This is a genomic window from Buttiauxella cochleicola, assembly GCF_021283185.1.
GTDB lineage: Bacteria > Pseudomonadota > Gammaproteobacteria > Enterobacterales > Enterobacteriaceae > Buttiauxella > Buttiauxella massiliensis.
Genome location: NZ_JAJSOS010000005.1, coordinates 20,707 through 45,616, shown reverse-complemented (window position 1 = coordinate 45,616; position 24,910 = coordinate 20,707). Strand labels below are relative to the sequence as shown.

The 24,910-nt window shown below is 50.5% G+C and carries 16 protein-coding genes; 6 read left to right on the top strand and 10 right to left on the bottom strand.

Annotated features, from left to right (window positions below):
* Nucleotides 1-2: 2 nt before the first annotated feature.
* The 4 genes from wcaA to LVQ76_RS08890 all read right to left on the bottom strand — a co-directional run bounded on the left by wcaA (nt 3) and on the right by LVQ76_RS08890 (nt 4,709).
* The gene (gene wcaA, locus LVQ76_RS08905) at nt 3-839 is read right to left on the bottom strand and encodes a colanic acid biosynthesis glycosyltransferase WcaA (RefSeq protein WP_232921449.1); all 837 of its coding nucleotides are present in this window, start codon (nt 837-839) and stop codon (nt 3-5) included.
* 115 nt (nt 840-954) lie between these two features.
* Entirely contained in the window at nt 955-3,123 is a 2,169-nt protein-coding gene (wzc, locus tag LVQ76_RS08900) for a tyrosine-protein kinase Wzc (protein WP_232921448.1), read from the bottom strand.
* Between the two features lie 2 nt (nt 3,124-3,125).
* Nucleotides 3,126-3,569 carry a low molecular weight protein-tyrosine-phosphatase Wzb gene (gene wzb / locus LVQ76_RS08895; RefSeq protein ID WP_034458485.1) on the bottom strand — a complete coding sequence of 148 codons (444 nt, stop codon included), beginning with the start codon at nt 3,567-3,569 and terminating at the stop codon, nt 3,126-3,128.
* A 6-nt stretch (nt 3,570-3,575) separates the two neighbouring features.
* The gene (locus LVQ76_RS08890) at nt 3,576-4,709 is read right to left on the bottom strand and encodes a polysaccharide export protein (RefSeq protein ID WP_151994412.1); all 1,134 of its coding nucleotides are present in this window, start codon (nt 4,707-4,709) and stop codon (nt 3,576-3,578) included.
* 795 nt (nt 4,710-5,504) lie between these two features.
* Here LVQ76_RS08890 and LVQ76_RS08885 point away from each other — a divergent pair.
* A complete protein-coding gene (locus tag LVQ76_RS08885; RefSeq protein ID WP_232921447.1) occupies nt 5,505-7,085 on the top strand; it encodes a TerC family protein in 1,581 nt (526 codons plus the stop codon).
* Nucleotides 7,086-7,183: 98 nt separating this feature from the next.
* Here LVQ76_RS08885 and asmA read toward each other — a convergent pair whose 3' ends face one another.
* The 3 genes from asmA to udk form a co-directional block, all read right to left on the bottom strand.
* Nucleotides 7,184-9,028: an outer membrane assembly protein AsmA gene (gene asmA / locus LVQ76_RS08880; RefSeq protein ID WP_232921446.1), complete on the bottom strand. Its 1,845-nt coding sequence runs from the start codon at nt 9,026-9,028 to the stop codon at nt 7,184-7,186.
* 22 nt (nt 9,029-9,050) lie between these two features.
* Nucleotides 9,051-9,632, bottom strand: coding sequence for a dCTP deaminase (gene dcd, locus LVQ76_RS08875; protein ID WP_064512248.1), 582 nt, complete (start codon nt 9,630-9,632; stop codon nt 9,051-9,053).
* A gap of 152 nt (nt 9,633-9,784) precedes the next feature.
* Complete coding sequence (udk, locus tag LVQ76_RS08870) at nt 9,785-10,426, bottom strand: uridine kinase (RefSeq protein ID WP_034458495.1); 642 nt, start codon at nt 10,424-10,426, stop codon at nt 9,785-9,787.
* Between the two features lie 355 nt (nt 10,427-10,781).
* On the opposite strand from udk, the gene LVQ76_RS08865 reads away from it, so the two are divergent.
* Nucleotides 10,782-14,114 (top strand): diguanylate cyclase, encoded by a 3,333-nt coding sequence (locus LVQ76_RS08865; protein ID WP_232921445.1) that lies wholly within the window; start codon nt 10,782-10,784, stop codon nt 14,112-14,114.
* A gap of 7 nt (nt 14,115-14,121) precedes the next feature.
* Here LVQ76_RS08865 and alkA read toward each other — a convergent pair whose 3' ends face one another.
* Nucleotides 14,122-14,967: a DNA-3-methyladenine glycosylase 2 gene (alkA, locus tag LVQ76_RS08860; protein ID WP_232921444.1), complete on the bottom strand. Its 846-nt coding sequence runs from the start codon at nt 14,965-14,967 to the stop codon at nt 14,122-14,124.
* Between the two features lie 133 nt (nt 14,968-15,100).
* Here alkA and yegD point away from each other — a divergent pair, with 133 nt between their 5' ends.
* On the top strand, nt 15,101-16,459 hold the full coding sequence (gene yegD / locus LVQ76_RS08855; RefSeq protein ID WP_232865212.1) for a molecular chaperone: 1,359 nt from the start codon (nt 15,101-15,103) through the stop codon (nt 16,457-16,459).
* 30 nt (nt 16,460-16,489) lie between these two features.
* Here the strand turns inward: yegD and LVQ76_RS08850 are convergent, their stop codons facing one another.
* Both LVQ76_RS08850 and LVQ76_RS08845 read right to left on the bottom strand, forming a co-directional pair.
* The gene (locus LVQ76_RS08850) at nt 16,490-16,807 is read right to left on the bottom strand and encodes a helix-turn-helix domain-containing protein (RefSeq protein ID WP_154155342.1); all 318 of its coding nucleotides are present in this window, start codon (nt 16,805-16,807) and stop codon (nt 16,490-16,492) included.
* A 1-nt stretch (nt 16,808) separates the two neighbouring features.
* Entirely contained in the window at nt 16,809-17,156 is a 348-nt protein-coding gene (locus LVQ76_RS08845) for a type II toxin-antitoxin system RelE/ParE family toxin (RefSeq protein ID WP_232865211.1), read from the bottom strand.
* A 251-nt stretch (nt 17,157-17,407) separates the two neighbouring features.
* Here LVQ76_RS08845 and LVQ76_RS08840 point away from each other — a divergent pair, with 251 nt between their 5' ends.
* Genes LVQ76_RS08840 through mdtC form a run of 3 tightly spaced genes read left to right on the top strand, consistent with a single transcriptional unit; the run spans nt 17,408 to nt 24,848 of the window.
* Nucleotides 17,408-18,646: an MdtA/MuxA family multidrug efflux RND transporter periplasmic adaptor subunit gene (locus tag LVQ76_RS08840; RefSeq protein WP_232921443.1), complete on the top strand. Its 1,239-nt coding sequence runs from the start codon at nt 17,408-17,410 to the stop codon at nt 18,644-18,646.
* The gene (locus LVQ76_RS08835; RefSeq protein ID WP_232921442.1) at nt 18,646-21,771 is read left to right on the top strand and encodes an MdtB/MuxB family multidrug efflux RND transporter permease subunit; all 3,126 of its coding nucleotides are present in this window, start codon (nt 18,646-18,648) and stop codon (nt 21,769-21,771) included. The genes LVQ76_RS08840 and LVQ76_RS08835 overlap by 1 nt, the downstream gene beginning before the upstream one ends.
* Complete coding sequence (gene mdtC / locus LVQ76_RS08830; protein ID WP_232921441.1) at nt 21,768-24,848, top strand: multidrug efflux RND transporter permease subunit MdtC; 3,081 nt, start codon at nt 21,768-21,770, stop codon at nt 24,846-24,848. Before LVQ76_RS08835 ends, mdtC begins: the two co-directional genes overlap by 4 nt.
* Nucleotides 24,849-24,910 lie beyond the last annotated feature (62 nt).

The following is a 24,910-nucleotide window of genomic DNA, read 5'->3' as shown; positions in this document are numbered from 1 at the left end:
TGTTATTTCCCCCGCAGCCCATCAGCTAGCCGCTTAGTATTTCGCACGCTCAATAGCGCTAATAACGTGCGCAAAGACATACGCTTGTTGCGGATCTGGTACAGGGTAAATAGCTGATACTTCTTGCTGGCACGGTCGAATTTGTCTTTGTGCTTTTGATAGAAGTGGAAATACCCGGCAAATTTTTTCGGCGATTTAGTTATCTGCATTTCGCCATGATTGATATGCAAAATTTGCGTGGCTTCTTCGACTTTCCACGGCTGACCATACTCCACCACCATACGCAGGAAAATATCGTAGTCCTGAGCCGCTGCGAGAGTGGTATCGAACAGGCATGCTTTGAAGCGGTCAGCATAGGTAAACACCTGATTACCTATGATATTACGCTTATAAAACAGTTTTAATGAGAATGGGGATTTAGGATAGAGCGGCAAGCTTGCGGGCTGCGAATAGACTTGCCCCTCGCAAACGTAGTCGTTGGCATACAAGAAGGCGTGCGTCACCAGCTGCTGTTTATGCTCAAGGAACGCTGACAAGCGATTGGGGGTCCACTCATCATCGTCATCAATACCAGTAATCAACTCACCCGAAGCCTGTCTTATAGCCTGGTTGCGCACCGAACAGGCGCCAGAGTTGAAATCATTACGGATGTAACGCACACGCGAGTCACCCAGCTCATCAACAAAGCGCTGAAGCTGTTCAAAAGATGAAGAGCAGTCATCAACGATTAACATTTCCCAGTGTTCATAATCCTGGCGCAGCACCGATTTGATGGCGCGGATAGCCAACTGCTGGCGGTTCCATGTCGGCATATAAATAGAGATAAGTGGGCGTTTCATGGCGCTCCCCCTGAAATCGTTTTTATTTATTGGTAGATGGCGCTATCGCTTATCTACCCTACGGCGAGATTTGTAGGGCAGATAAGCAAAGCGTCATCCGCCAGTTGATGCCTGATTACTTAGCATCAGATTTATATTCGTACTCGTAGTAACCGTAATCCTCGTACCCTGCCGCACGGCGGAAGATGGAGTTGAGGATCACACCACGTACGGTGACGCCATTTTGTTCAAAGCGGCTAAGACTGGTTTCGACCTCTTTGAGCGTATTCACCGCGTAGCGCGCCACCATCAGCGTGGTGCCCGCATGGCGGCCAACAACAGCGGCGTCAGTAACGGCGAGAATCGGCGGGGTATCAATCAACACCAGGTCATAGCTTTTGCTTGCCCAGGCGATTAACTCCGCAAAGCGCTCACTCATCAGCAATTCAGAAGGGTTGGACGGCACTACACCGCGCGGCACAAGGTCAAAATTGGGTACGGAGGTTTTTTGCGCACAGCGGGTAATTTCCGCCTGGCCTGAGAGCACTTCTGCAAGACCGTTGTTGTTGGTCGTGCCCAGTAGCTCGTGGGTATAACCTTTGCGCATATCGCAGTCGATAAGCAGCACACGCTTATTGGTCTGGCTAATTACGGCAGCCAGGTTGGCACAAACAAACGTTTTACCAATCGACGGGCTAACACCGGTCAGCATCAGTACGTTATTGGATGCCTGCATCATGGCGAAATGAAGGCTGGTACGCAGGCTGCGAATCGCTTCGATGGCCAGGTCCGTTGGGTTCCCCACCGCCAATAGTTGGCTTTGCTTATTGCGCTTCGCCGCTTTGACGCTGCGCACCGTGGCATTGTCGCGGGATTTCTGCCATTCAGAGAGCGGGATGCTGGCATACACACCAATCCCTGCCTCTTCGAGTACCGCAGGGCTTTCGATGCCACGGTTGAACAAGGAGCGTAACAGCACACCCATAACGGACAACATCAGGCCAAGAATAATGCTGCCGAGAATAATCAGGGCACGCTGCGGTTTCACCATGCCTGGTTGGGCAATTGCCGCATCGACGATACGTACATCACCCACGGTGCTGGCTTCAGTGATTTTCAACTCTTGCTGCTTGTTCAACAACTGCATGTATACCTGTTGACCAGACTCGACATCACGCGTTAAACGCACGATTTCTTGCTGCGTTTTTGGCATCGCGGTAACACGACCGTTCAGGCGCGCTTTTTCATCAAGCAACGTCTGACGTTTTTCCAGCAAGGTGCGATAAGCCGGGTGAACTTTGGTATAGAGTTTGGAAATTTCAGCCTCTTTGAAGGTCAGTTCATTGAGCTGCGCATCAATGTTCACCATAGTGTCGAGCACGGATTTGGCTTCCAGTGACAGGTCAACCGAGTCTTGCTGTTGGCGATAAGCATTCAGTTTATTTTCGGCAGCATCGAGGTGGCTGCGGACTTCCGGCAGCTGCTGCGCTAAGAATTGCAGGCTTTTAGCCGCTTCTTCCGATTTACGCTGCACGTTCTGCGCCAGATAGTTACGCGTAATGCTGTCGAGAATGGCGCGGATTTGATCCTTGTCTTCGCCGGTATAAGAGAGGCTTAACACGCCGGTATCTTTGCCATTTTCAGCTACGGTCAGGTTGCCCTGAAGCTGATTGATCATGCCAAGCGTTGAGTATTTATTGACGGTAAAGGTATCGCCCACTTGCGCTTTAATCGCACTGACAAGCATCGTGACGCCGCCTTGATTGAGCGTTTGCCCGACCTGCCCTTTGGCGCTAAAACCATTGTCGTTAGTCAGCAAATACTGCGTTGGGCTAACCACTTCCACGGTAAATACATTTTTGACCTGCCCTGCCGGGAGGTTAAAGGTATCAACAACAACGGTATCGTTCTGGCGACCTTGCAGCCTGTCCCAGCCCGCACCTAATAACCAGAAGCTGTTTTTTTCGACTGAAATATCCAGGTTAAGATCGTCGACCGTTTTACCCAATACCAGGCGCGACTGAATCAGCTGCATCTCGGCAGCGGAAGCCGGCGGCTTGTTAGATAGCGCGGAACTGATGTCGTTGACCAGCGAGTTACCGGCGTTTTGTTCGATTTGCACCAGCGCATCGGCTTTATAGATTGGCGTGGCAAACATCGCGTAGACGGTCGCCATAATCGCGAAGATTGCGGTGATCCCCAAAACCCACCAGCGGGCTTCAAGAACCGTTCCGAACAATCGGCCAATATCAATTTCGTCATTGCCCTCAGTCGGGGCGCTCGAACGGCGTGCTTTTTCTGTCATTGTTATCCCTGATGAGCGTTGAGTGCGTTAGCCCATTTTTGGGCGTTCTGGTCCAGAAGACCGTAAACCGCTTCAAAAGCGTCGTGGCTTTTGCGATACGGGTCGGGAATTTCCCGTTCCGCATCCCAGTGACCAAACAGCATCACTTTGCCGCGCATCTCTGGAGCCATTTCGCAAAGTGCGGAGATATGGCGTTTTTCCATGGCGAGGATCAGGTCGTATTCACGGCACATTTTGCCGGAAACCTGTTTTGCGCAGTGCCCCTCAAGGGAGAGGTTATGCTGCTCGGCGACACGAACAGCACCAGCATCAGCCCCTTTCCCGACCAAAGCCCCCAGCCCCGCCGAGGTCACGGTGAGCTGCGGGTGATAGCTTTTGAGTAACCGCTCAGCGGTTGGGGAACGGCAAATATTCCCCACACAAACAACCAAAATTTTGTTGAACATAGCGTGTTACCAGGTATGGATATCTTTGGCGGTATCCGTCATATAACGAACGCCACTGATCGTCGGCAGCAGTTGGTTGATCAGACGATTCCAACGCGTGACAGGTGCTGTGGTCACATACACCACATCGTAAGGTTGCAGCTGGAATTCTGTGCCCATCACCAGCGACGTCGCATCCGACATATCGAGCTGATAAATGTTGGCGATTTTACCGCCCTGCTTCTCTTTGATTGGGCGAATAACGAAGATGCCGCTGGCATTGGAAGCTGTCATATCCAAACCTTCTGCCTGGCCCAGCGCTTCGGTCAGCGTCATTCCGCTGAAGTCCATTTTCAGGGTGGTTTGTTTCTTCACTTCACCCATCACGAACACTTTCAGATCGTCATTGCGCGGCACGAATAAAATGTCGCCTGGATAAAGCAGATGGTTCTGGCTCAGGTCGCCGTTTTGCATCAACGCTTGCAGGGAAATCCGTTTTTCCTGGCCGTTGTGCGTCAACACGACATTGCGCCAGTCGGCCGCATCAGTCAGGCCTCCTGCGGCATTGATAGCGTCAAGAATAGTGAGCGGTACGTTGGTAATTGGCTGCTGGCCGGATTTATTCACCTGGCCTGAGACATAGGCTTTTTGCGAACGGAAGCCAGCGATATTAACGTCCACCTGCGGGTCAGCGATGTACGTCGCAAGGCGGCCGGTAATATCACTGCGGATTTCAGACAAGGTTTTACCCGCGACTTTTACTTTGCCGACATACGGATAGAACATGGTGCCGTCTGACTGTACCCAGTTACCCGCATCGCTTGAGCTACGGTATTGGCCCGCCGGAGTGGTGAGTTCTGGGTGATCCCAGACCGTGACATTCAGAACATCTCCTGGCCCCACGCGGTATTGGTAAGCAGAGATCTCCTGGTCGAGAGACATATTTGGCTGCGCGACCGCTGGACGTACGCGTAATTGCTCAACCAGACGCGGTGTTAACGGGTACACATTAACCATGCGGTCCAGATCAAAATCTGAATCCTGCTGCTTGATAACATCTTTCCCCATCGTAGACATATTGCTACCGGGGAGCACTGTGCAACCACTCATTAGGGTTACCGACACCAATAAAGGCATCAATTTAAGTTTGTATTTAATCATTGAGTATTTATCACTATGGCAGAGTAATTATCCTGAGCGAATATACCCTTCTTAATTCAAGCTGCAGGGGTGTTGGCTGCAACTCGAATTATTTTGGGTATAAAATAAGTGATTCGTTAGGTTTTTGAATAAGGCCTAAATTAAAACCTGGTTGACGCAGAAAACATCTGGCATCAATCCTAAAAAAACGCTTATTTCCCGATATCCTATTGACAGAATAATTGAGGCTTATTCTCTGGCCTTCGGGCATGCTACCGCCCCTGGCTTACAGTCACCAACCTACTGAAAAAAGACAATTTATAAGAAATAACGATTCCAGAAAGTAAACCCAAAGAACAATTCTCTGGAGATAAGCCCTATGGCACCAGGTTAAATATCACAGCTTCAGCGAATATAAAAAATACATCTAATATCAGACACCGATATCGATTGTTACAGCTAACCCTATATCAGGCAAGGTTCCACAGAACCAGACAGGGACTTTTAAGAATAATATTAACGGCACATTTACATGCGTTTAGGAATTTCTTTATATTGACAGAATATTAATAAGTGATAAGTCGCAATGTGATATACAGATATATCTCATGTGAATTTCATTATAATAAGAACCACTGGGCTATTATTAAGAAAATAATTAATTATTTACCTTAGTAATTAAATGGAATTAACCCGGCAATATTTAACATTTAAAGGGCAACATGATTTATCCCACCCTGCGGCATTGCAATTTCCCGCGCGGTTAACCATCCTTTAAGTGTGACGTTTGTCATCTAACAAGAGGTGCATTAAGGCATGGAATGGATTGCCGACCCCTCAATCTGGGCCGGATTGATAACGTTAGTCGTTATTGAACTGGTCCTCGGCATCGATAACCTGGTGTTTATCGCTATCCTTGCCGAAAAACTACCCCCATCCCAACGCGACAAAGCACGCGTCACCGGCCTTATTCTTGCCATGTTGATGCGTTTGCTGTTGCTGGCCTCCATTTCATGGCTGGTCACGTTAACACGACCACTCTTCAGCGTGGGCGAACTCGGGTTTAGTGCCCGAGATCTGATCATGTTATTTGGTGGTTTGTTTCTTCTATTTAAGGCGACTGTTGAGCTCAATGAGCGGCTTGAGGGTAAGGATAGTGAAACCCATACGCAGCGACGGGGAGCAAGGTTCTGGCCGGTAGTCGCGCAAATCGTCATTCTGGATGCGGTGTTTTCTCTCGATTCGGTGATAACCGCCGTGGGCATGGTCGACCATCTGCCCGTGATGATGGCAGCGGTGATTATCGCGATTTGCCTGATGTTGCTTGCCAGTAAAGCACTCACACGCTTCGTGAATAACCATCCTACTATTGTGATTCTGTGCCTGAGTTTTCTGCTGATGATAGGCTTTAGCCTGGTCGCAGACGGCTTTGGCTACCATATCCCGAAAGGCTATTTATACGCTGCTATCGGCTTCTCGGTGATGATTGAGAGTTTAAACCAGCTGGCAATATTCAACCGCCGCCGCTTCTTGTCTGCCGATCAATCGTTGCGCCAACGCACCGCTGAAGCCGTGCTGCGTTTATTAAACGGTAAGAAAGAAGAAGCTGAACTGGATGCGCAAACCGCATCGCTGATTGCTGACCACGCCCGGCAAGATGAGATATTTGAGCCACAAGAGCGGCTGATGATTGAACGTGTGCTTAATCTCAACCAGCGCACGGTGAGCAGCATCATGACATCACGTCACGATGTCGAGCACATTAAACTGGCCGACCCGGAAGAACAAATACGAGCCTTGCTTGATAAGAACCAGCATACACGCGTGGTCATAACTGGCGAAAGCGATGAGATTCTGGGCGTAGTGCACGTCATTGATTTGCTCCAGCAGTCGCTCAAAGGCGAACCGCTCAACCTCGAAGTATTAATTCGCCAACCACTTGTCTTCCCGGAAACACTGCCTTTATTGGCGGCACTAGAGCAGTTCCGCAACGCCAGAACTCACTTTGCCTTTGTGGTAGATGAGTTTGGTTCGGTAGAAGGTGTGGTGACATTGAGTGATGTGATGGAAACCATTGCCGGTAACTTGCCGAATGAAGCTGAAGAGATAGACGCGCGCCATGATATTCAGAAAAACCCTGATGGAACATGGACCGCAAACGGTCATATGCCGCTCGAAGACTTAGTGCAGTATGTGCCTATACCACTGGATGACAAACGCAACTATCACACGATTGCAGGGCTGCTGATGGAGGCGTTACAACATATTCCGGTAACAGGAGAAGCTGTTCAGGTGGGAGATTTTCTGTTGCGGACATTGCAGGTGGAAAGCCATCGCGTACAGAAGGTGCAAATTGTGCCGAAGACCCGCGACGATGAGATGGATTTTGAGGTGTGATTTAAATAATAAAGTCGGATGTTGCTGCGCTAATCCTACCTACGAAATAGAGTATTTGTAGGAGAGATTTGCGCAGCAACATCCGACGTATGAAATGACTAAAGCTTATCTAGCAAATCTTTAACGTCTTTCGCTTTGCTGCTGTCTTTATGCTTGCCCAGCCAGTCATTCAGGCGACGTTTTGCTTCACTCTGCAACTGTTTACGCAGCACCTGGTCCACTTGCAAAGAGTAATTCAGCTTCTGCCATGACCCATAAACTCGCAGCGGTATTGGGGTGGTTTTCAGCACCTCAATCAACTTGCTATCCCCTTTCCAACCGTCAACTACGGTGACATCAAAGCGGGTATCGCACTGCTGCTTAACAAGATCAAGAGTCCCCGCGCCTGTCAGCGCCAACATGGAAGATTCGCCAACCATTTTCTTGAGGGATAACTCGCCATTATCGAGACTTGCCTGCGCCGAGAAATTATCCAACATGGTGACATTGTCATAATTTTCCTGGGCCTGAACATCATCATTGCTGCGGGTTACTGCTTGCTGTATTAGCTGTTGGAAGTTCATACCCTGCATTGTGGTATGTAGCATCGTAATGCTCGCGTCCCCCTGCCAGCTACGACGGAAAGCTTCGGCATTGAGTCTGTCACCGCTAAACTCCCCTTCCATTGATAGCAATCCAGACAACGCGATTGGGTAGTTAAACGCAGTCAGAATCGGCCCAATTTCTATGTCTTCAACTTTTGGGCTAAATGATAGTTGCGGCTGACTCTGGCGTGCATCAAGCTCGCCCGGGAATGACATACTCCCTTTGCCAAATTTCCCCATCAGTTCAGAAACCGTCAGCAAGCCATAATTGTTGGTTATTGCCGCTTGAACATCGGTGAAATCCAGTCCTCGCCACACCACACTGGACGCGGCAATGTTAACCTGGGCAGTAAAATCGCGCAGACTCTGGTAGTTGGTCTCTTCGACACCGGAAGCAATGATCGGACGTGGTAGCGCACTTTGTTGCTGTGCCTGTTGCTGCACGTTGACATTCGTCACTGAGTTGCCAGCAACCAGACCATCCAGATTCAATTTACTTGAGCGTAAATCGATTACCCACTGCGTTTTGTCTTCCAGCACAGCACTGGCGTTACCTTGCAAGTCGCTATCATTGGCAGTCAGTTGCAATTGATTAAGTTCAAGACGGCGCTGTGGTTCAAGCCAGCGTGCCGCAAAGGTTCCACTGCCCGTAACCCCTTTAGCGGGAAGGTCGGCACCTTGAAGCTGGTAATCGAGTTTGGAGATATTGGCACTGAGTTGCTGCGGATAATTGCTGGCATCAAGATCGGCCACCAATGACAAGGTCAGATCACGTTGGTCACGATTGATGCGGCTGCTCAGTTCAATGTGCGCTTGTTTTCGCTCATTTTGCTCCATTTGCACATTGATATTGCGCACCGTAATTTGTTCGTCATCAGCGTGCTGGAAAACCAGCACACTGTCGGCAACTTTTAGTTTAGCTATGTCAAAAGACCAACCGCTGTCTTCATCAGGTGGCGGGGTGGGAGCCGACGGCCCGACAGGGGCATCCTTCGCGCGGCGCTCTTCTGTCTGGGGAGTGAGTTGAATTACTGCACCTTTCAACATCACCTGGTGAACCTTAAGTTGATGAGAAAGCAGAGGTAATAAGGCGACATCCAGGCGCATATTGTCAGCACGTACTAAGGGCTGGCTAGCACCTGGTGCGGTCAATGACATACGTCCTGATAAAATACTAAGTTGTGGCCAGACGTGCCAACGCAGCGGCCCGTCTAAATCCAGTTGATAGCCACTGCGAGCTTCAACCTGGCCTACCATATATGCACGAAAATCATTGGGGTTAACCAATAACACCAACGCAGAAAGGCCGGCAACCAGCACAACCAGCAAAATCATCAGCGTGGTAAGTAATCGTCTCATACAATCCCCATACAGATGCAACTCAGTCCTTATCAATACGACTCGCCACAGCCCCTTGCTGATCGCGATATTTCGCGTCCTGGCGACTGTTGTAAGGGCGTGCGGCAGGGCCTGAAAGCGGTTCAAAACTCAAAGCACCAATCATCATACCAGGACGCAGGGCTAAAGGCAGCTTACCGGAATTATAGAACTCCAGAACGATGCAGCCATGCCAGCCTGGATCGATACGGTGTGCGGTTACATGGACCATCAGACCCAAACGCGCCAGAGATGAACGACCGTCTAACCAACCGACTAAATCAGCGGGTATCGTTACGGACTCAAGCGTTACCGCTAAAGCCAGTTCGCCTGGGTGCAAATAGAATGCTTCGCCTTCATTGAGGACGATTTCGTCGCTCATGACGCGTTCCAGCGCTTCAGTCACTTCGTCTTTAGGACCGCTCAAATCTATAAACGGTGCCGTATGGCCGCTGAAAGTACGGAATTTGTTCCCCAAACGCACATCAACAGTAGCACCGCTAATGCGTTCAACTGGCGGACGAGGGGTAATCGTTAAGCGCCCGTCATCGAGCCAGGCTTCTATATCGCGGTCACACAAACGCATTAGTGATGCTCCTTATCTCAAGCTCAGTTTTGTTTACCCTGCCACAGCGGGGCTAAGATAGCCACGCTACGAAGGGTAAATACCGGGATTACATTACGTTTTTGCGAGCGAATAAGTAGAACTCGTTCGCGAAAGGCTGTTAAGCCTGAAGATTATTCAAAGAACTGACTGATTTTTGCCTTGAGGATATCAATGGCGATACGGTTTTTACCCCCGCGCGGCACGATAATATCGGCATACTGCTTGGAAGGTTCGATGAATTGTAAAAACATAGGACGAACGGTTTTCTGATACTGGGCCATCACAGAGTCCATTGAACGGCCACGTTCGTTAACATCGCGTTTCATACGGCGCATCAGACAAATATCCAGCGGCGTATCAACAAAAATGGAGAAGTTCATCTCTTCGCGCAGACGGGCATCCGTCAGCAACAAAATCCCTTCCAGAATGATGACTTTCTTCGGCATTAAGTGAACAGTGTTACCGGTACGGGTATGTTCAACATAGCTGTAGACAGGCAGTTCGATAGGGTTACCTGATTTGAGCATTTGTAAATGCTGAAACAGCAAGTTGTGGTCCATCGCGTTTGGATGGTCGTAGTTGGTCTTAACTCGTTCTTCCATCGAAAGATGGCTTTGGTCTTTGTAGTAACTGTCTTCTGGAATGACACCAATGTGTTCATCACCAACTTGATCGCGCAGTTCGCGATACAGTGTGCTGGCAATAAGACTTTTTCCTGAAGCCGACGCACCGGCTATCCCGATGATGACGCATTGATGGGACTTGTCAGTCATGTTGTAACGAGCCTTGTTGACTTAAATGTTGAGGAAGGGCGACGCAAAAGACGTCAAACGCGGCAATTATAGGGAGATCCGCCCGCTGATACCAGAGTAATGCACACGCAAGGGTGATTTTAACTGACAGGTATCAGGTAGGTGGAAGTCAATGAGTAACAACTATAAAAACATGGTTATTACTTGATGGTAAAAATAAGTATGTCAAATAACACTTTTTATTACTTCTTGGTGTTAAATTATGATCGGCCTGCATAGGAATTGTAAATTGTTTGTACTAGCATAAACCGAAACTTATCTTTTTATTTGCATCCGGGCATGGCACCTGGCGGCACGCCTTAACGGATTTGCGGTAATGATCAAACAAAGCACAAAAGAGTTAATCGCAATGCCTTCCTTCATTTTGCCTGCGGGGTTGGGCTTCTTAAGTTTTATATTCACTTTGTACTCCCTGGAACTGTCTCTGGTCGGTACTGTTTTAGCACCGCTTTGGTTCCCAACATCCATCATGATGGTGGCCTTATTCCGTAATCCAGTCCGTCAATGGCCAATGATCATTGTGGTATGCGCTCTCGGAAGTTTATGCGCTTCTGCTATTTTGCAGCCCATACATGAGATTAATCTCGGCTACACCGCTATAAATATTATCGAGGCATTGTTTGGCGCATCGTTAATGCGGCGTTTCCTCACGCAAATTAACCCATTGCAAAACCTCAATAATTGGGTTCGTCTGGTTTTCTGCAGTGCCATAGTTCCCCCTCTTATTGGCGGCGTGCTGGCAGTTTGGCTCGCGGGTCCTGATGGCGGAAACATTGCTAAAACTTTTTTCGTTTGGGTTTTATCCGAAACCATCGGCACTTTGGCGTTAGTCCCAACAGCATTATTGTTTAAACCAAGCTATTTATTACGCCATAAAAATCCGAAACTATTATTAGAAACAATATTCACTTTTGTTATCACCCTGACACTTAGCTATCTTGCTCTGCGTTATATGCCGTGGCCATTTACCTTTATTATTGTTTTTCTGATGTGGAGTGCTATTCGCCTGCCGCGTCTGGAAGCTTTCGTTATTTTCCTGGCTACATTAATGGTTGTCTCTTTAATGATGGCAACCAATAGCACGGTAGACATGCAACCGCACACGGACATCATGAATAATGCCCCCTGGCTGCCGTTCCTGATGATTTTATTACCAGCAAATGTAATGACAATGGTGATGTATTCGTTTCGCGAGGAGCGTAAACACATCACCGAAAGCGAAGCGCGTTTCCGTAACGCGATGGAATATTCCGCCATCGGTATGGCGTTGGTATCAACCGATGGCCAGTGGTTGCAGGTCAATAAATCGCTTTGCAAATTCCTCGGGTATAGCGCCGAACAACTACGCTCGCTGACATTCCAGCAAATCACGCATCCGGAAGATTTACACGCTGATTTACAGCAACTTAATATGCTGGTAAGTGGCAGTATCAACAGCTATTCGATGGAAAAACGTTACTACACCAGCAAAGGCGATGTCGTATGGGCATTGCTGGCGGTTTCTATCGTGCGTGATATTGACGGCACGCCGCTCTATTTAATCGCGCAGATTGAAGATATTAACGATCTCAAGCATACCGAGTGGGTGAATAAACGCTTGATGGAGCGCATTACACTTGCCAATGAAGCGGGTGGCATCGGTATCTGGGAATGGGATCTTGGCAGCGACGTAATCAGTTGGGACAAACGTATGTTTGATCTCTATGAAGTCCCGGCACATATGAAACCCACCTACGCTCTGTGGCTTGAATCTATCGTCCCCGAGGATGCGCCACAGGCTGAAAAAACAGTTCGCGATGCTTTGAAGGCTCGAGTGCCTTTCAAGATGGAATATCGTATTCATGTCAAAGAAGGCATCCGCCATATTCGCTCACTCGCAAACCGGGTGTTGAATAAAAATGGTGATGTTGAGCGCCTGCTCGGCATCAACATGGATATGACGGAAGTTAAACAACTGAACGAAGCGTTGTATCAGGAAAAAGAGCGTCTACACATTACGCTGGATTCGATAGGTGAAGCGGTCATTTGTACCGATGTAGATATGAATATCACCTTTATGAACCCTATTGCCGAAAAGCTCAGCGGTTGGCCACAACAGCAGGCAATCGGTCAGCATATTCTGGCCATTCTGCACATCACGTTTGGCGATACCGGGCCCGTGATGGAGAATATTCATAGTGGCGATTATGCGCGAACGACCATTGAACACGATGTCGTTCTGCATTGCCGCAATGGCGGCAGTTACGATATTCATTACAGCATCACACCACTAACAACGCTGGATGGGCAAAGCATCGGCTCGGTACTGGTCATTCAGGATGTTACCGAATCGCGTAAAATGCTTAAACAGTTGAGCTACAGTGCCTCACATGATGGGCTGACACACCTGGCAAACCGCGTCAGTTTCGAAAACCATCTCAAGCGGTTATTGCAGAGTGCTGGAGAAAACCGCCAGCGCCATGCGCTCGTGTTTATCGACCTCGACCGGTTCAAAGCAGTGAATGATACCGCAGGGCACGCTGCGGGCGATGCGCTGCTGCGCGAGCTCTCCTCTTTGATGCTAAGCATGTTGCGAACAGGTGATTTCCTGGCTCGTCTGGGCGGCGATGAATTTGGTTTGTTACTCCCTGATTGCTCTTCTGACAATGCGCGCTATATTTCTGAGCGTATTATCCAAAGCATTAATGACTATCACTTTACGTGGAACGGGCGTTTGCACCGCATTGGCGCCAGCGCGGGGATAACCCAAATTGATGCCGATAACAGAATTGCCTCTGAAGTGCTTTCTCAGGCCGATATCGCCTGTTATGCCTCGAAAAATGGTGGTCGCGGCCGTGTGACCGTCTTTGAATCTTCTCAGCATGAGATTCGCAAAGAAGATCAACATATGACCATCGATGAGCAAAAGCGCATCATCAACGAGAACCCGATCCTGATGGTAGCCAGAGGAGTTGCCCCGCCACGCGTTCCAGAGTCAACCAGTTTTTATATGGTGTCGTTACGCTTCTGGGGAAGTGATAATGTCGTGATTGATGAGTCCCCGTTCCGCACAGCCGTTACCGACAAAGAGTTGCAATGCGCTCTCGACCTGAGGGTTTTTAACGAATTTTTCAGCAAGTTTTCTCAACAAGTAGCAAGCAAAGGCTTTGGCATCGCGCTTCCTATTTCTTCCCCGGGCCTTGCGAATGATAAAGTTGTCGACGAGCTGTTAAGAGGCTTATCCCGCAGCCCACTACCTGCTCGTCTGTTACACCTGATGGTCAATTGCGAAGTGTTGCAAAGTGATGATGAAAAAATCGACAGCAACCTTAAAAGGCTGCGCGATAGTGGATGCCAGTTGATCCTAAGCCACGTAGGCCGAGACCTGGATATCTTTAAACACGTCTCACGCCAGCGTTTCAGCTACATCATTGTCGATGACGAACTGATTAGTAATGTTCACTGCAATCTGATGGATGAAATGATGGTGACCATCATTCATGGCCACGCCCAGCGCCAATCATTACAAACGATCGCGGGGCCTGCCGATATGCCAATGGTGATGGATACGCTGTCAGGCATTGGCATTGACCTTATTTTCGGTGAGGCAGTGACCCAACCAACCCCGTTGGAAATACTGTTGAACACCAGCTATTTCGCGATTAATTAACTCGCTTTTAAGTACCTGGAACCCAGCCCTCACTATACCAAATATGCAATAACGCGTAGGAGCGCCAGGGCTTCCAGCGTTCGGCGTAACGGCGAATTTGAGTTGGCGTCATACCTGGAAATCGCTGCTTAATCAGATAGTCGTCTGGTAAGAAAACATCATTTGCCTGCCAACCACGCAAAGCAATGTAGTTTGCCGTCCAGCGACCAATCCCTGGATAAGTGACGAGCGTTTTCACACCTTGCTCAACATCTGTAGGGCTATGGAGTGGAAACTCGCCTTTTACCATTTGTTGCGCCAGATGAATGATCGCAGCGCCACGCTTTAAGGGCATACCAAGCAGCTTTAACTGTTCAGGGCTCAACGATGCCAGTCGTTCAGGGGTGGGGAAAATTCGCCAATCAGGAAAATCCACCAGCGGTTCACCAAAAGCCTGCGCCAGTTTTCTGGCAAGTTTAGCCGCCATTGCCACGCTCACCAGTTGCCCTAAAATCGCGCGGACAGACTGCTCGAAGGTGTCCATGCAGCCTGGCAAACGAAGGCCAGGCCGTGCAGTCGCTAGATCACCAAGACTTTCAAGAATGGTATGGGGCTGACAGTCAAGATCGAGCAGTTGTTTCACTTTCTGCAAAACCACATCGGCAACCGGCTCCAGACCCGCACTCAGCGTCACTTTTAGCTGGCAGGCTTTTTCATCAGGCTCAAGCGTAACTAGCCCTTGATACTTCCCTGACGCAAAGCTGCGGCAGTAATACTCATCGGTGACAATCTCGACGCCACTAACCGCTCGCCCGGCCAGGAAACCAAACATCCACTTCCAGTCGTAAGGTGGGGTGTACTCCAGCTGATACATTGTTTCTTCCTGTCGTTAGCTATCGCAATAGCATAGGCGCACGCCACTAATAATGCCTTGCTTTGATATTCAGTTGCCCGATGCGCCACATTCCGCTAAAGTCGCCCCCCTTCTTCACCGGCATGGGGATTATATGCAATTTATTGGCTTCGATTATGGTACTGCAAACTGCTCGGTAGCAGTGATGCGTGACGGCGTTCCACAGGCGCTGGAGATGGAAAACGGCTCAAAACTGCTTCCGTCAATGTTGTGCGCTCCGACACGTGAATCAGTAAGTGAGTGGCTCTATCGCCATCACGAGGTTCCCGCCACTGGTACCGAAACCCAGGCATTGCTGCGTCGCGCGGTATCCTTTAATCGCGAAGAAGATATCGATGTCTTGCCCAACAGTGTGCAATTTGGCTTGAGTTCCCTGCGCCAGTACATGGAAGACCCGGAAGAAGTTTACTTCGTTAAATCACCAAAATCCTTCCTCGGTGCTACAGGCCTGAAACCTCAGCAAGTCGCTCTATTCGAAGATTTAGTCTGCGCGATGATGCTACATATCCGTAATCAGGCCCAAAGCCAGGTTGCCGAACCGATTACTCAAGCTGTGATCGGCCGCCCGATTAACTTCCAGGGCACAGGTGGTGATGAAGCCAATCAGCAGGCTCAAGGGATCCTTGACCGTGCCGCTCATCGCGCAGGATTTAAAGATGTGGTGTTTCAGTTTGAGCCGGTTGCGGCCGGACTTGATTTTGAAGCCACATTAAAAGAAGAGAAACAGGTGTTAGTCGTCGATATCGGCGGTGGTACCACTGACTGTTCAGTATTGCTGATGGGGCCGCAATGGCGTGCTCGTCGTGATCGCGAACAGAGCCTATTAGGCCACAGCGGTTGCCGTGTTGGCGGTAACGATCTGGATATTATGCTGGCCTTTAAACAGCTTTCCCCATTACTGGGCATGGGCGGGCAAACCGAAAAAGGTATCGCCTTGCCGGTGTTGCCGTGGTGGAATGCGGTCGCAATTAACGACGTCCCGGCGCAAAACGATTTTTATAGCAGTGCTAATGGCCGCATGCTCAACGAACTGGTACGCGATTCGCGTGAACCTGAAAAAGTGGCGTTCCTGCAAAAGGTCTGGCGCCAGCGCCTAAGCTATCGCCTGGTGCGTGCTGCGGAAGAGAGTAAAATCGCGCTGTCCGATAGTCAGCAAGTCGCCACCATGCTGCCGTTTATCAGTAAAGAACTGGGCTGCGAGATTACTCAACCGGATCTGGAAAGCGCTATCAGTCAGCCGCTGCAACGTATTCTCGAACAAGTCACACTCGCGCTGGAAAACAGTGCCGTGAAACCGGATGTGATTTATCTCACTGGTGGTAGTGCTCGCTCACCATTGTTGAAACATGCATTGGCTCAGCAATTGCCGGGCATCCCACTGGCTGGAGGCGATGACTTCGGCTCCGTAACTGCAGGCCTGGCCCGTTGGGCTGATGTGGTGTTCCGCGAATAATCAAACCGCCGTGGGGAAACCTGCGGCGTTTTAAATCTTCAGCTGTTTAATGCCATCCGGAAACTCAATTTGCAGTGAAAGCTTGCCACCCAATGCCTCGATATAACGCTTTAGTGTCCCCAGTTTGACCTCATTGCCGCGTTTTTCAATTGCCGTTACCGCAGGCTGGCTAATGCCCATCGCGTCTGCCAGTTGTTGTTGCGACCAGCCCATTTGCTCACGCATCATATGCAAACAGCTTTCCAGAATCAGTTCCTGAGTCGCTTCAGCAATTCGTTTCTGACTTTCAGGTGAACGACGAGCAATCAACTCTTCTAATGTGCTGTAACCTTTCGGGTTGTTTTTCATATTATTTCTCCTGTGCCTTCAACCAGGCCAAAAACTCTTTATCAGCGACAGTGATCATCGATTCGTAAAAATGCTTGCTTTTCGATTTATCGCCAGCGCAAAGCAAAATTGCATTACGCCGATAATCAAAAATATAAAATGCCCTGATGGGCTTGCCATGATGTTGCACTCTCAGCTCTTTCATATTCGCAAAGCGCGAACCTTTTACCGTATCAGCAAAAGGACGAGAGAGTCCCGGCCCCCAAAACTGTAAACGCCCCATCACCGCAAGCACTCTTTCCTGAAGATCATCGTTTTGTTCATCAAACCATTCTTCAAATCTTTTTGTGGTCAAGATCGTCCATGTCATAGCGTTGCCTCATAAACTATAGTTTATATCTAAAATATAAACCACAGTTTATTGCTGGAAATATAAGCAGGATACTATTCAACCGTATTCCTACGAGCCGCCTCGTAAAAAACCGCCATCTCAGACTTATCCATACAGTACTTCATATTTCCTCCATTTTTCCGCCGCCTTAACTCACTACACTAGTATCATTAGGCCTAACCCCTGAGTACGACGGGGATAATCGTTTCAGGAAGAGAAGACGTAAATCTATGAAAGGCACATTCACCGCACGTGGGTTATGGATTGCAGCAGCAGTCATTGTCGTTATCGCCGCCATTTTTTACTGGCGCCATTCGAGCACGGGTAACGACACCGCAGGTTCGCAATCAACTCAGCAGCGCCATGCCGGCAACCGCCAGGGGATGCGCGGCGGTGCACTAGCGCCGGTTCAGGCCGCAACGGCGACCAGTGAATCTGTACCCCGTTATCTCACAGGTCTTGGCACTATCACTGCCGCGAACACCGTTACTGTGCGCAGCCGTGTGGATGGGCAATTACTGGCGATTCACTTCCAGGAAGGGCAGCAGGTAAAAGCTGGTGATTTACTGGCTGAAATCGACCCAAGCCAGTTCAAAATCACCCTTGCCCAGGCTCAGGGTCAATTGGCAAAAGATCAGGCAACGCTTGCCAATGCACGCCGTGACCTGGCGCGTTTCCAGCAACTGGTTAAAACCAATCTCGTGTCACGTCAGGAATTAGACGCTCAACAAGCGTTAGTCAATGAATCTGTCGGCACGATTAAAGCTGATGAAGCCGCAGTTGCCAGCGCTCAGTTGCAGCTCGACTGGAGCCGAATCACCGCACCAATCGATGGCCGCGTGGGGTTAAAACAAGTCGATGTCGGCAATCAGATCTCCAGCAGTGATACCGCAGGGATTGTAGTGCTGACCCAAACACATCCTATTGACCTGATCTTTACCCTGCCTGAAGGTGATATTGCCACCGTGGTTAAAGCGCAAAAGGCAGGAGCAACACTGAGTGTTGAAGCCTGGGATCGGACTAATAAGCAAAAGCTCAGCAGCGGCTCACTGCTGAGTCTGGATAACCAGATTGATGTCACCACTGGCACCATCAAACTCAAAGCCCGCTTTAATAATGAAGACGATGCACTGTTCCCAAACCAGTTTGTTAATGCCCGCATGCTGGTTGATACCCAGCAAGATGCCGTGGTTGTTCCCACTGCTGCGGTACAAATGGGCAATGAAGGCAGCTTTGTCTGGGTGCTCAATAGCGAAGATAAAGTCAGCAAACACCTGGTAACCACCGGCATTCAGGATAGCCAGAAAGTTGTTATCACCGCTGGCCTTTCTGCAGGTGAGCGAGTGGTAACGGACGGCATTGATCGCCTGACGGAAGGCGCGAAAGTGGAAGTGGTCGAAGCACAATCAGCGACAACCAGCAATACCGAAGCTGCACCAAAACACAAACGTAACGGAGCGGCTTCCTGATGCAGGTGTTACCACCGAGCGCCACAGGTGGCCCATCGCGCCTGTTTATCCTACGGCCAGTTGCCACCACACTTTTGATGGTGGCCATTTTGCTGGCCGGTATTATTGGCTATCGCTTCTTGCCTGTATCTGCATTACCCGAAGTGGATTACCCAACAATTCAGGTGGTAACGCTTTATCCTGGAGCCAGCCCGGATGTAGTGACATCAGCCATTACCGCGCCGCTTGAGCGCCAGTTTGGCCAGATGTCGGGCCTCAAACAGATGTCGTCACAAAGTGCCGGTGGTGCATCGGTTGTAACATTACAATTCCAGCTCACGTTGCCGCTTGATGTTGCCGAACAGGAAGTACAAGCCGCGATTAACGCCGCCACTAACCTGTTGCCAAACGACCTGCCGAATCCGCCAGTTTACAGCAAAGTAAACCCGGCGGATCCACCAATTATGACTCTCGCAGTCACCTCAACTGCCATGCCGATGACGCAGGTCGAAGACATGGTAGAAACGCGCGTGGCACAGAAAATCTCCCAGGTTTCCGGCGTTGGCCTGGTCACGCTTTCCGGCGGCCAGCGCCCTGCGGTGCGCGTGAAACTTAACGCACCGGCGATTGCCGCACTGGGCTTGACCAGCGAAACCGTGCGCACGGCCATCACCAGCGCCAACGTTAACTCAGCAAAAGGCAGCCTGGATGGCCCTGAACGCGCCGTCACGCTTTCGGCCAATGACCAAATGCAATCGGCTGAAGAGTATCGCAACCTGATTATTGCTTATCAGAACGGTGCACCAATTCGTCTTGGTGATGTGGCAACCGTTGAGCAAGGGGCAGAAAACACCTGGCTTGGTGCGTGGGCGAACAAGCAACCGGCGATAGTGATGAATGTGCAGCGCCAGCCGGGGGCGAATATTATCGACACCGCCGATAGCATCCGCGCGATGCTGCCCGCGCTAACCAAAAGCCTGCCGAAATCGGTTGAAGTCAAACTGCTCAGCGATCGCACAACCAACATCCGCGCCTCCGTTAACGACACCCAGCATGAGCTGATGCTCGCCATCGCGCTGGTTGTCATGATTATCTACCTGTTCCTGCGTAACGTTCCGGCGACCATTATCCCGGCAGTTGCAGTGCCACTGTCGTTGATCGGGACTTTTGCGGTGATGGTGTTTCTCGACTTTTCGATAAACAACCTGACGCTGATGGCGTTAACCATCGCTACCGGTTTTGTGGTCGATGATGCGATCGTAGTTATCGAAAACATCTCGCGTTATATCGAAAAAGGCGAAAAGCCCCTCGCCGCCTCGCTAAAAGGGGCGGGGGAAATTGGCTTTACCATTATCTCGCTGACCTTCTCGCTGATTGCGGTGCTGATCCCGCTGCTGTTTATGGGCGATATCGTTGGCCGTTTGTTCCGGGAATTTGCCGTCACGTTGGCTATTGCGATTCTGATATCGGCGGTAGTGTCGCTGACGCTTACGCCAATGATGTGCGCACGGATGTTAAGCCACGAATCACTGCGCAAGCAAAACCGTTTCTCCCGCGCCAGTGAGCGCTTCTTCGATCGTGTAATTACCGGTTATGGGCGCATGTTGACCCGCGTGTTAAACCACCCGTGGCTCACGCTGGGAGTCGCTTTTGGCACCCTGGCACTCACCGTTGTACTGTGGATTTTCATTCCGAAAGGCTTCTTCCCGATCCAGGATAACGGCATTATTCAGGGCACTTTACAGGCACCGCAATCTGTCTCCTTTGCCAGCATGGCGCAGCGCCAACAGCAGGTTGCAGATGTGATAATGAAAGATCCTGCGGTCGAAAGCCTGACTTCATTTATAGGAGTGGATGGTACCAACCCATCTCTGAACAGTGCGCGTTTGCAAATTAACCTCAAACCATTGAGCGACCGTGACGACCGTATTCCGGTAGTGATTGAGCGTTTACAAACTAACGTGGCCAAAGTGCCGGGGGTCGAGCTTTACCTGCAACCAGTGCAAGACTTGACCATCGATACAACGGTTAGCCGTACGCAGTATCAGTTCACTTTGCAGACTACTTCGTTGGATGAACTCAGCACCTGGGTGCCGCAGTTAACTGAAAAATTGCGAGCATTGCCGCAACTGGCTGACGTCAGCAGCGACTGGCAGGATCAGGGGCTGGTGGCCTATGTAAATGTTGACCGTGCCAGTGCCAGCCGCCTTGGTATCTCCATGTCAGATGTCGATAACGCGCTCTATAACGCATTTGGTCAGCGCCTGATTTCCACTATTTATACTCAGGCCAACCAGTATCGCGTGGTACTTGAGCACGATACCAGCACCACACCAGGCCTGAGCGGATTGGATAATATTCGCCTTGCCAGCACTGATGGCGGCAGCGTGCCGCTGAGTAGCATTGCCAAAATCGAGCAGCGTTTTGCCCCGTTGACGATAAACCATCTCGACCAGTTCCCATCTACGACGTTCTCATTTAACGTCACGAGCGGCCATTCGTTGGAGGATGCGGTTAAAGCGATTACAGCGGCGGAAAAAGATCTCGCCATGCCCGCTGATATCACCACTCAATTCCAGGGCAGCACCCTCGCCTTCCAGAACGCATTAGGGAGCACCATCTGGCTAATCGTGGCTTCAGTGGTGGCTATGTACATCGTGCTCGGCGTGTTATACGAAAGCTTCATTCACCCGATAACTATCCTGTCGACACTGCCGACTGCGGGCGTAGGCGCACTGTTGGCGTTAATGCTGGCAGGAGCCGAACTGGATGTCATTGCCATCATCGGCATCATTTTGCTTATCGGCATAGTGAAGAAAAACGCCATCATGATGATCGACTTCGCCCTCGCGGCTGAGCGTGAACAAGGCATGAAACCATACGATGCGATTTACCAGGCCTGTTTACTGCGTTTCCGTCCGATTCTGATGACTACCCTCGCCGCCCTGCTTGGTGCACTGCCGTTGATGCTCTCAACCGGTGTGGGTGCAGAACTGCGCCGCCCGCTCGGGATTGGCATGGTCGGTGGTCTGCTGGTGAGCCAGGTATTAACCCTGTTTACCACGCCGGTTATCTATTTGCTGTTCGATAACCTGTCGCATGCGGTGCGCCGCCGCTTTGGTCGTCGTGATGAGGAAGTGCTGTGAAATTCTTTGCACTGTTCATCTACCGGCCCGTCGCCACCATTCTGCTGACCGCCGCCATCACATTGTGCGGCGTGTTGGGCTTCCGCCTGCTGCCTGTGGCCCCGTTGCCACAGGTGGATTTCCCGGTCATTATGGTCAGCGCTTCACTGCCGGGCGCTTCACCTGAAACCATGGCATCGTCAGTGGCAACGCCACTTGAACGGGCGCTCGGGCGTATTGCTGGCGTGAATGAGATGACCTCGTCGAGTTCGCTTGGCAGCACGCGCATCATTCTGGAATTTACTTTTGACCGCGATATCAACGGAGCCGCGCGTGATGTGCAAGCAGCGATAAACGCCGCGCAAAGCCTGCTACCAAGCGGAATGCCAAGCCGCCCGACCTACCGCAAAGCTAACCCGTCAGACGCACCCATTATGATTCTGACGCTGACTTCCGATACATTTTCGCAAGGCCAGCTCTACGATTTCGCCTCCACACAACTGGCGCAAACCGTCTCGCAAATTGATGGCGTGGGTGATGTGGATGTCGGCGGCAGTTCGCTACCTGCGGTGCGTGTAGATCTCAACCCACAAGCACTATTCAACCAGGGCGTTTCGCTCGATGCCGTCCGCACCGCTATCGACAATGCCAACGTGCGCCGTCCACAAGGTGCGGTGGAAGATAGTTCTAAACGCTGGCAATTGCAGACAAATGATGAGCTAAAAACCGCAGCGGAATATAAGCCGTTAATCATTCATTACAACAATGGTGGTGCGGTACAACTGAGTGATGTCGCTAACGTCACCGATTCAGTACAGGACGTGCGTAACGCCGGGATGACCAACGCGAAACCCGCGATTTTGCTGATGATTCGTAAATCCCAGGAAGCGAACATCATCGAGACGGTTGACAGGATTCGGGCGAAAATCCCTGAGTTGCGGGAAACTATTCCTGCGTCGATCGATTTGCAAATCGCCCAGGATCGCTCGCCAACCATTCGTGCCTCTCTTGCTGAAGTCGAGCAGTCGTTGGTTATCTCAGTCGCACTTGTGATTCTGGTGGTGTTCCTGTTCCTGCGGTCCGGGCGCGCAACACTCATACCCGCAGTAGCGGTTCCGGTGTCGCTCATCGGCACCTTCATCGCTATGTACCTGTGCGGCTTTAGCCTCAATAACCTGTCGCTGATGGCGCTAACCATCGCCACCGGTTTTGTGGTGGATGACGCTATAGTGGTGTTGGAGAATATTTCCCGCCATCTCGAAGCGGGTGTGAAACCGTTGCAGGCAGCACTTCAGGGTGTGCGCGAAGTCGGTTTTACCGTGTTGTCGATGAGCCTGTCGTTAGTCGCTGTTTTCCTGCCTTTGCTGTTAATGGGCGGCTTGCCGGGCCGGCTGTTTAAAGAATTTGCAGTCACGCTTTCGGTCGCCATCGGTATCTCACTGGTGGTTTCGATTACGCTGACGCCGATGATGTGTGGCTGGTTACTAAAGAATAAACCGCAGCATACCCCAACCCGTAACCGTGGATTTGGACGCGTACTTGTCGCAATGCAACAAGGCTATGGGCGTTCTCTGAAATGGGTGCTAAACCATACGAAATTGGTGGGTGTTGTGCTGCTGGCAACCATCGCACTGAATATCTGGCTGTATATCGCGATTCCAAAAACCTTTTTCCCCGAGCAAGACACCGGGCGCTTGATGGGCAACATTCAGGCCGACCAAAGCATTTCATTCCAGGCGATGCGTGGGAAGCTACAGGACTTTATGAAAATCGTCCGGGATGATCCGGCAGTGGATAATGTAACGGGCTTCACGGGTGGTTCACGGGTAAACAGCGGTATGATGTTTATCTCATTGAAGCCGCTTTCTGAACGTAAAGAGACGGCGCAACAGGTTATCGATCGTTTACGTCAATCACTGGCAAAAGAACCTGGTGCAAGCCTGTTCTTAATGGCCGTGCAGGATATTCGTGTTGGCGGACGCCAGGCCAATGCCAGTTACCAGTACACGCTGCTATCAGATAATTTGGCCGACCTGCGTACCTGGGAGCCAAAGATTCGTCAGGCTCTGGCTAAACTGCCACAACTCGCAGATGTGAACTCTGATAGCCAGAATAACGGCGCAGAAATGGATCTGATTTATGATCGTGAAACCATGTCGCGGTTGGGTATAAGCGTTCAAGATGCCAATAATCTGCTAAATAACGCCTTTGGCCAGCGGCAGATTTCGACAATTTATCAGCCGCTAAACCAGTACAAAGTGGTGATGCAAGTCGATCCGCGTTACACCCAGGACATCAGCGCACTGGACCAAATGTTTGTCACTAATAAAGAGGGTAAACCAATCCCTCTTTCTTATTTTGCCAAATGGCAGCCGGCGAACGCGCCTCTTGCCGTTAACCACCAGGGGTTATCAGCCGCCTCCACCGTCTCCTTTAACTTGCCAACCGGGGTTTCGTTATCGGAAGCCAGTGATGCTATCGACCGCACCATGACCGCGCTCGGCGTGCCATCCACGGTGCGCGGCATGTACGCCGGAACCGCGCAGGTATTCCAGGACACCATGAAATCCCAGGTTTTGCTGATTATTGCTGCCATCGCCACGGTGTATATCGTGCTGGGGATTTTGTATGAGAGTTACGTTCACCCGCTGACGATCCTCTCTACCCTGCCTTCCGCGGGGGTTGGCGCGTTGTTAGCTCTGGAAATTTTTGGCGCGCCGTTTAGCTTAATCGCGCTCATTGGCATCATGCTGCTGATTGGTATCGTGAAGAAAAATGCCATCATGATGGTGGATTTCGCCATCGACGCACAGCGTAACGGCAACCTGCAACCTGAAGAAGCCATTTTCCAGGCCTGCCTGTTGCGTTTTCGCCCAATCATGATGACCACACTTGCCGCACTTTTCGGTGCATTGCCATTGGTGCTGACCAGTGGCGACGGCGCGGAACTGCGCCAGCCGCTAGGGATCACGATTGTTGGCGGCCTGTTTGTAAGCCAGCTTTTAACGCTGTACACCACCCCGGTGGTTTATCTGTTCTTTGATCGTTTGCGGATGCGGTTTGCGCGTAAAAATGATCGTCTTGCGACAACGGATTAATCATCCCATGGCACTGGAATATCCAAAATAATTGGAGTTGCAGCAAGGCCGCAAGTGAATGA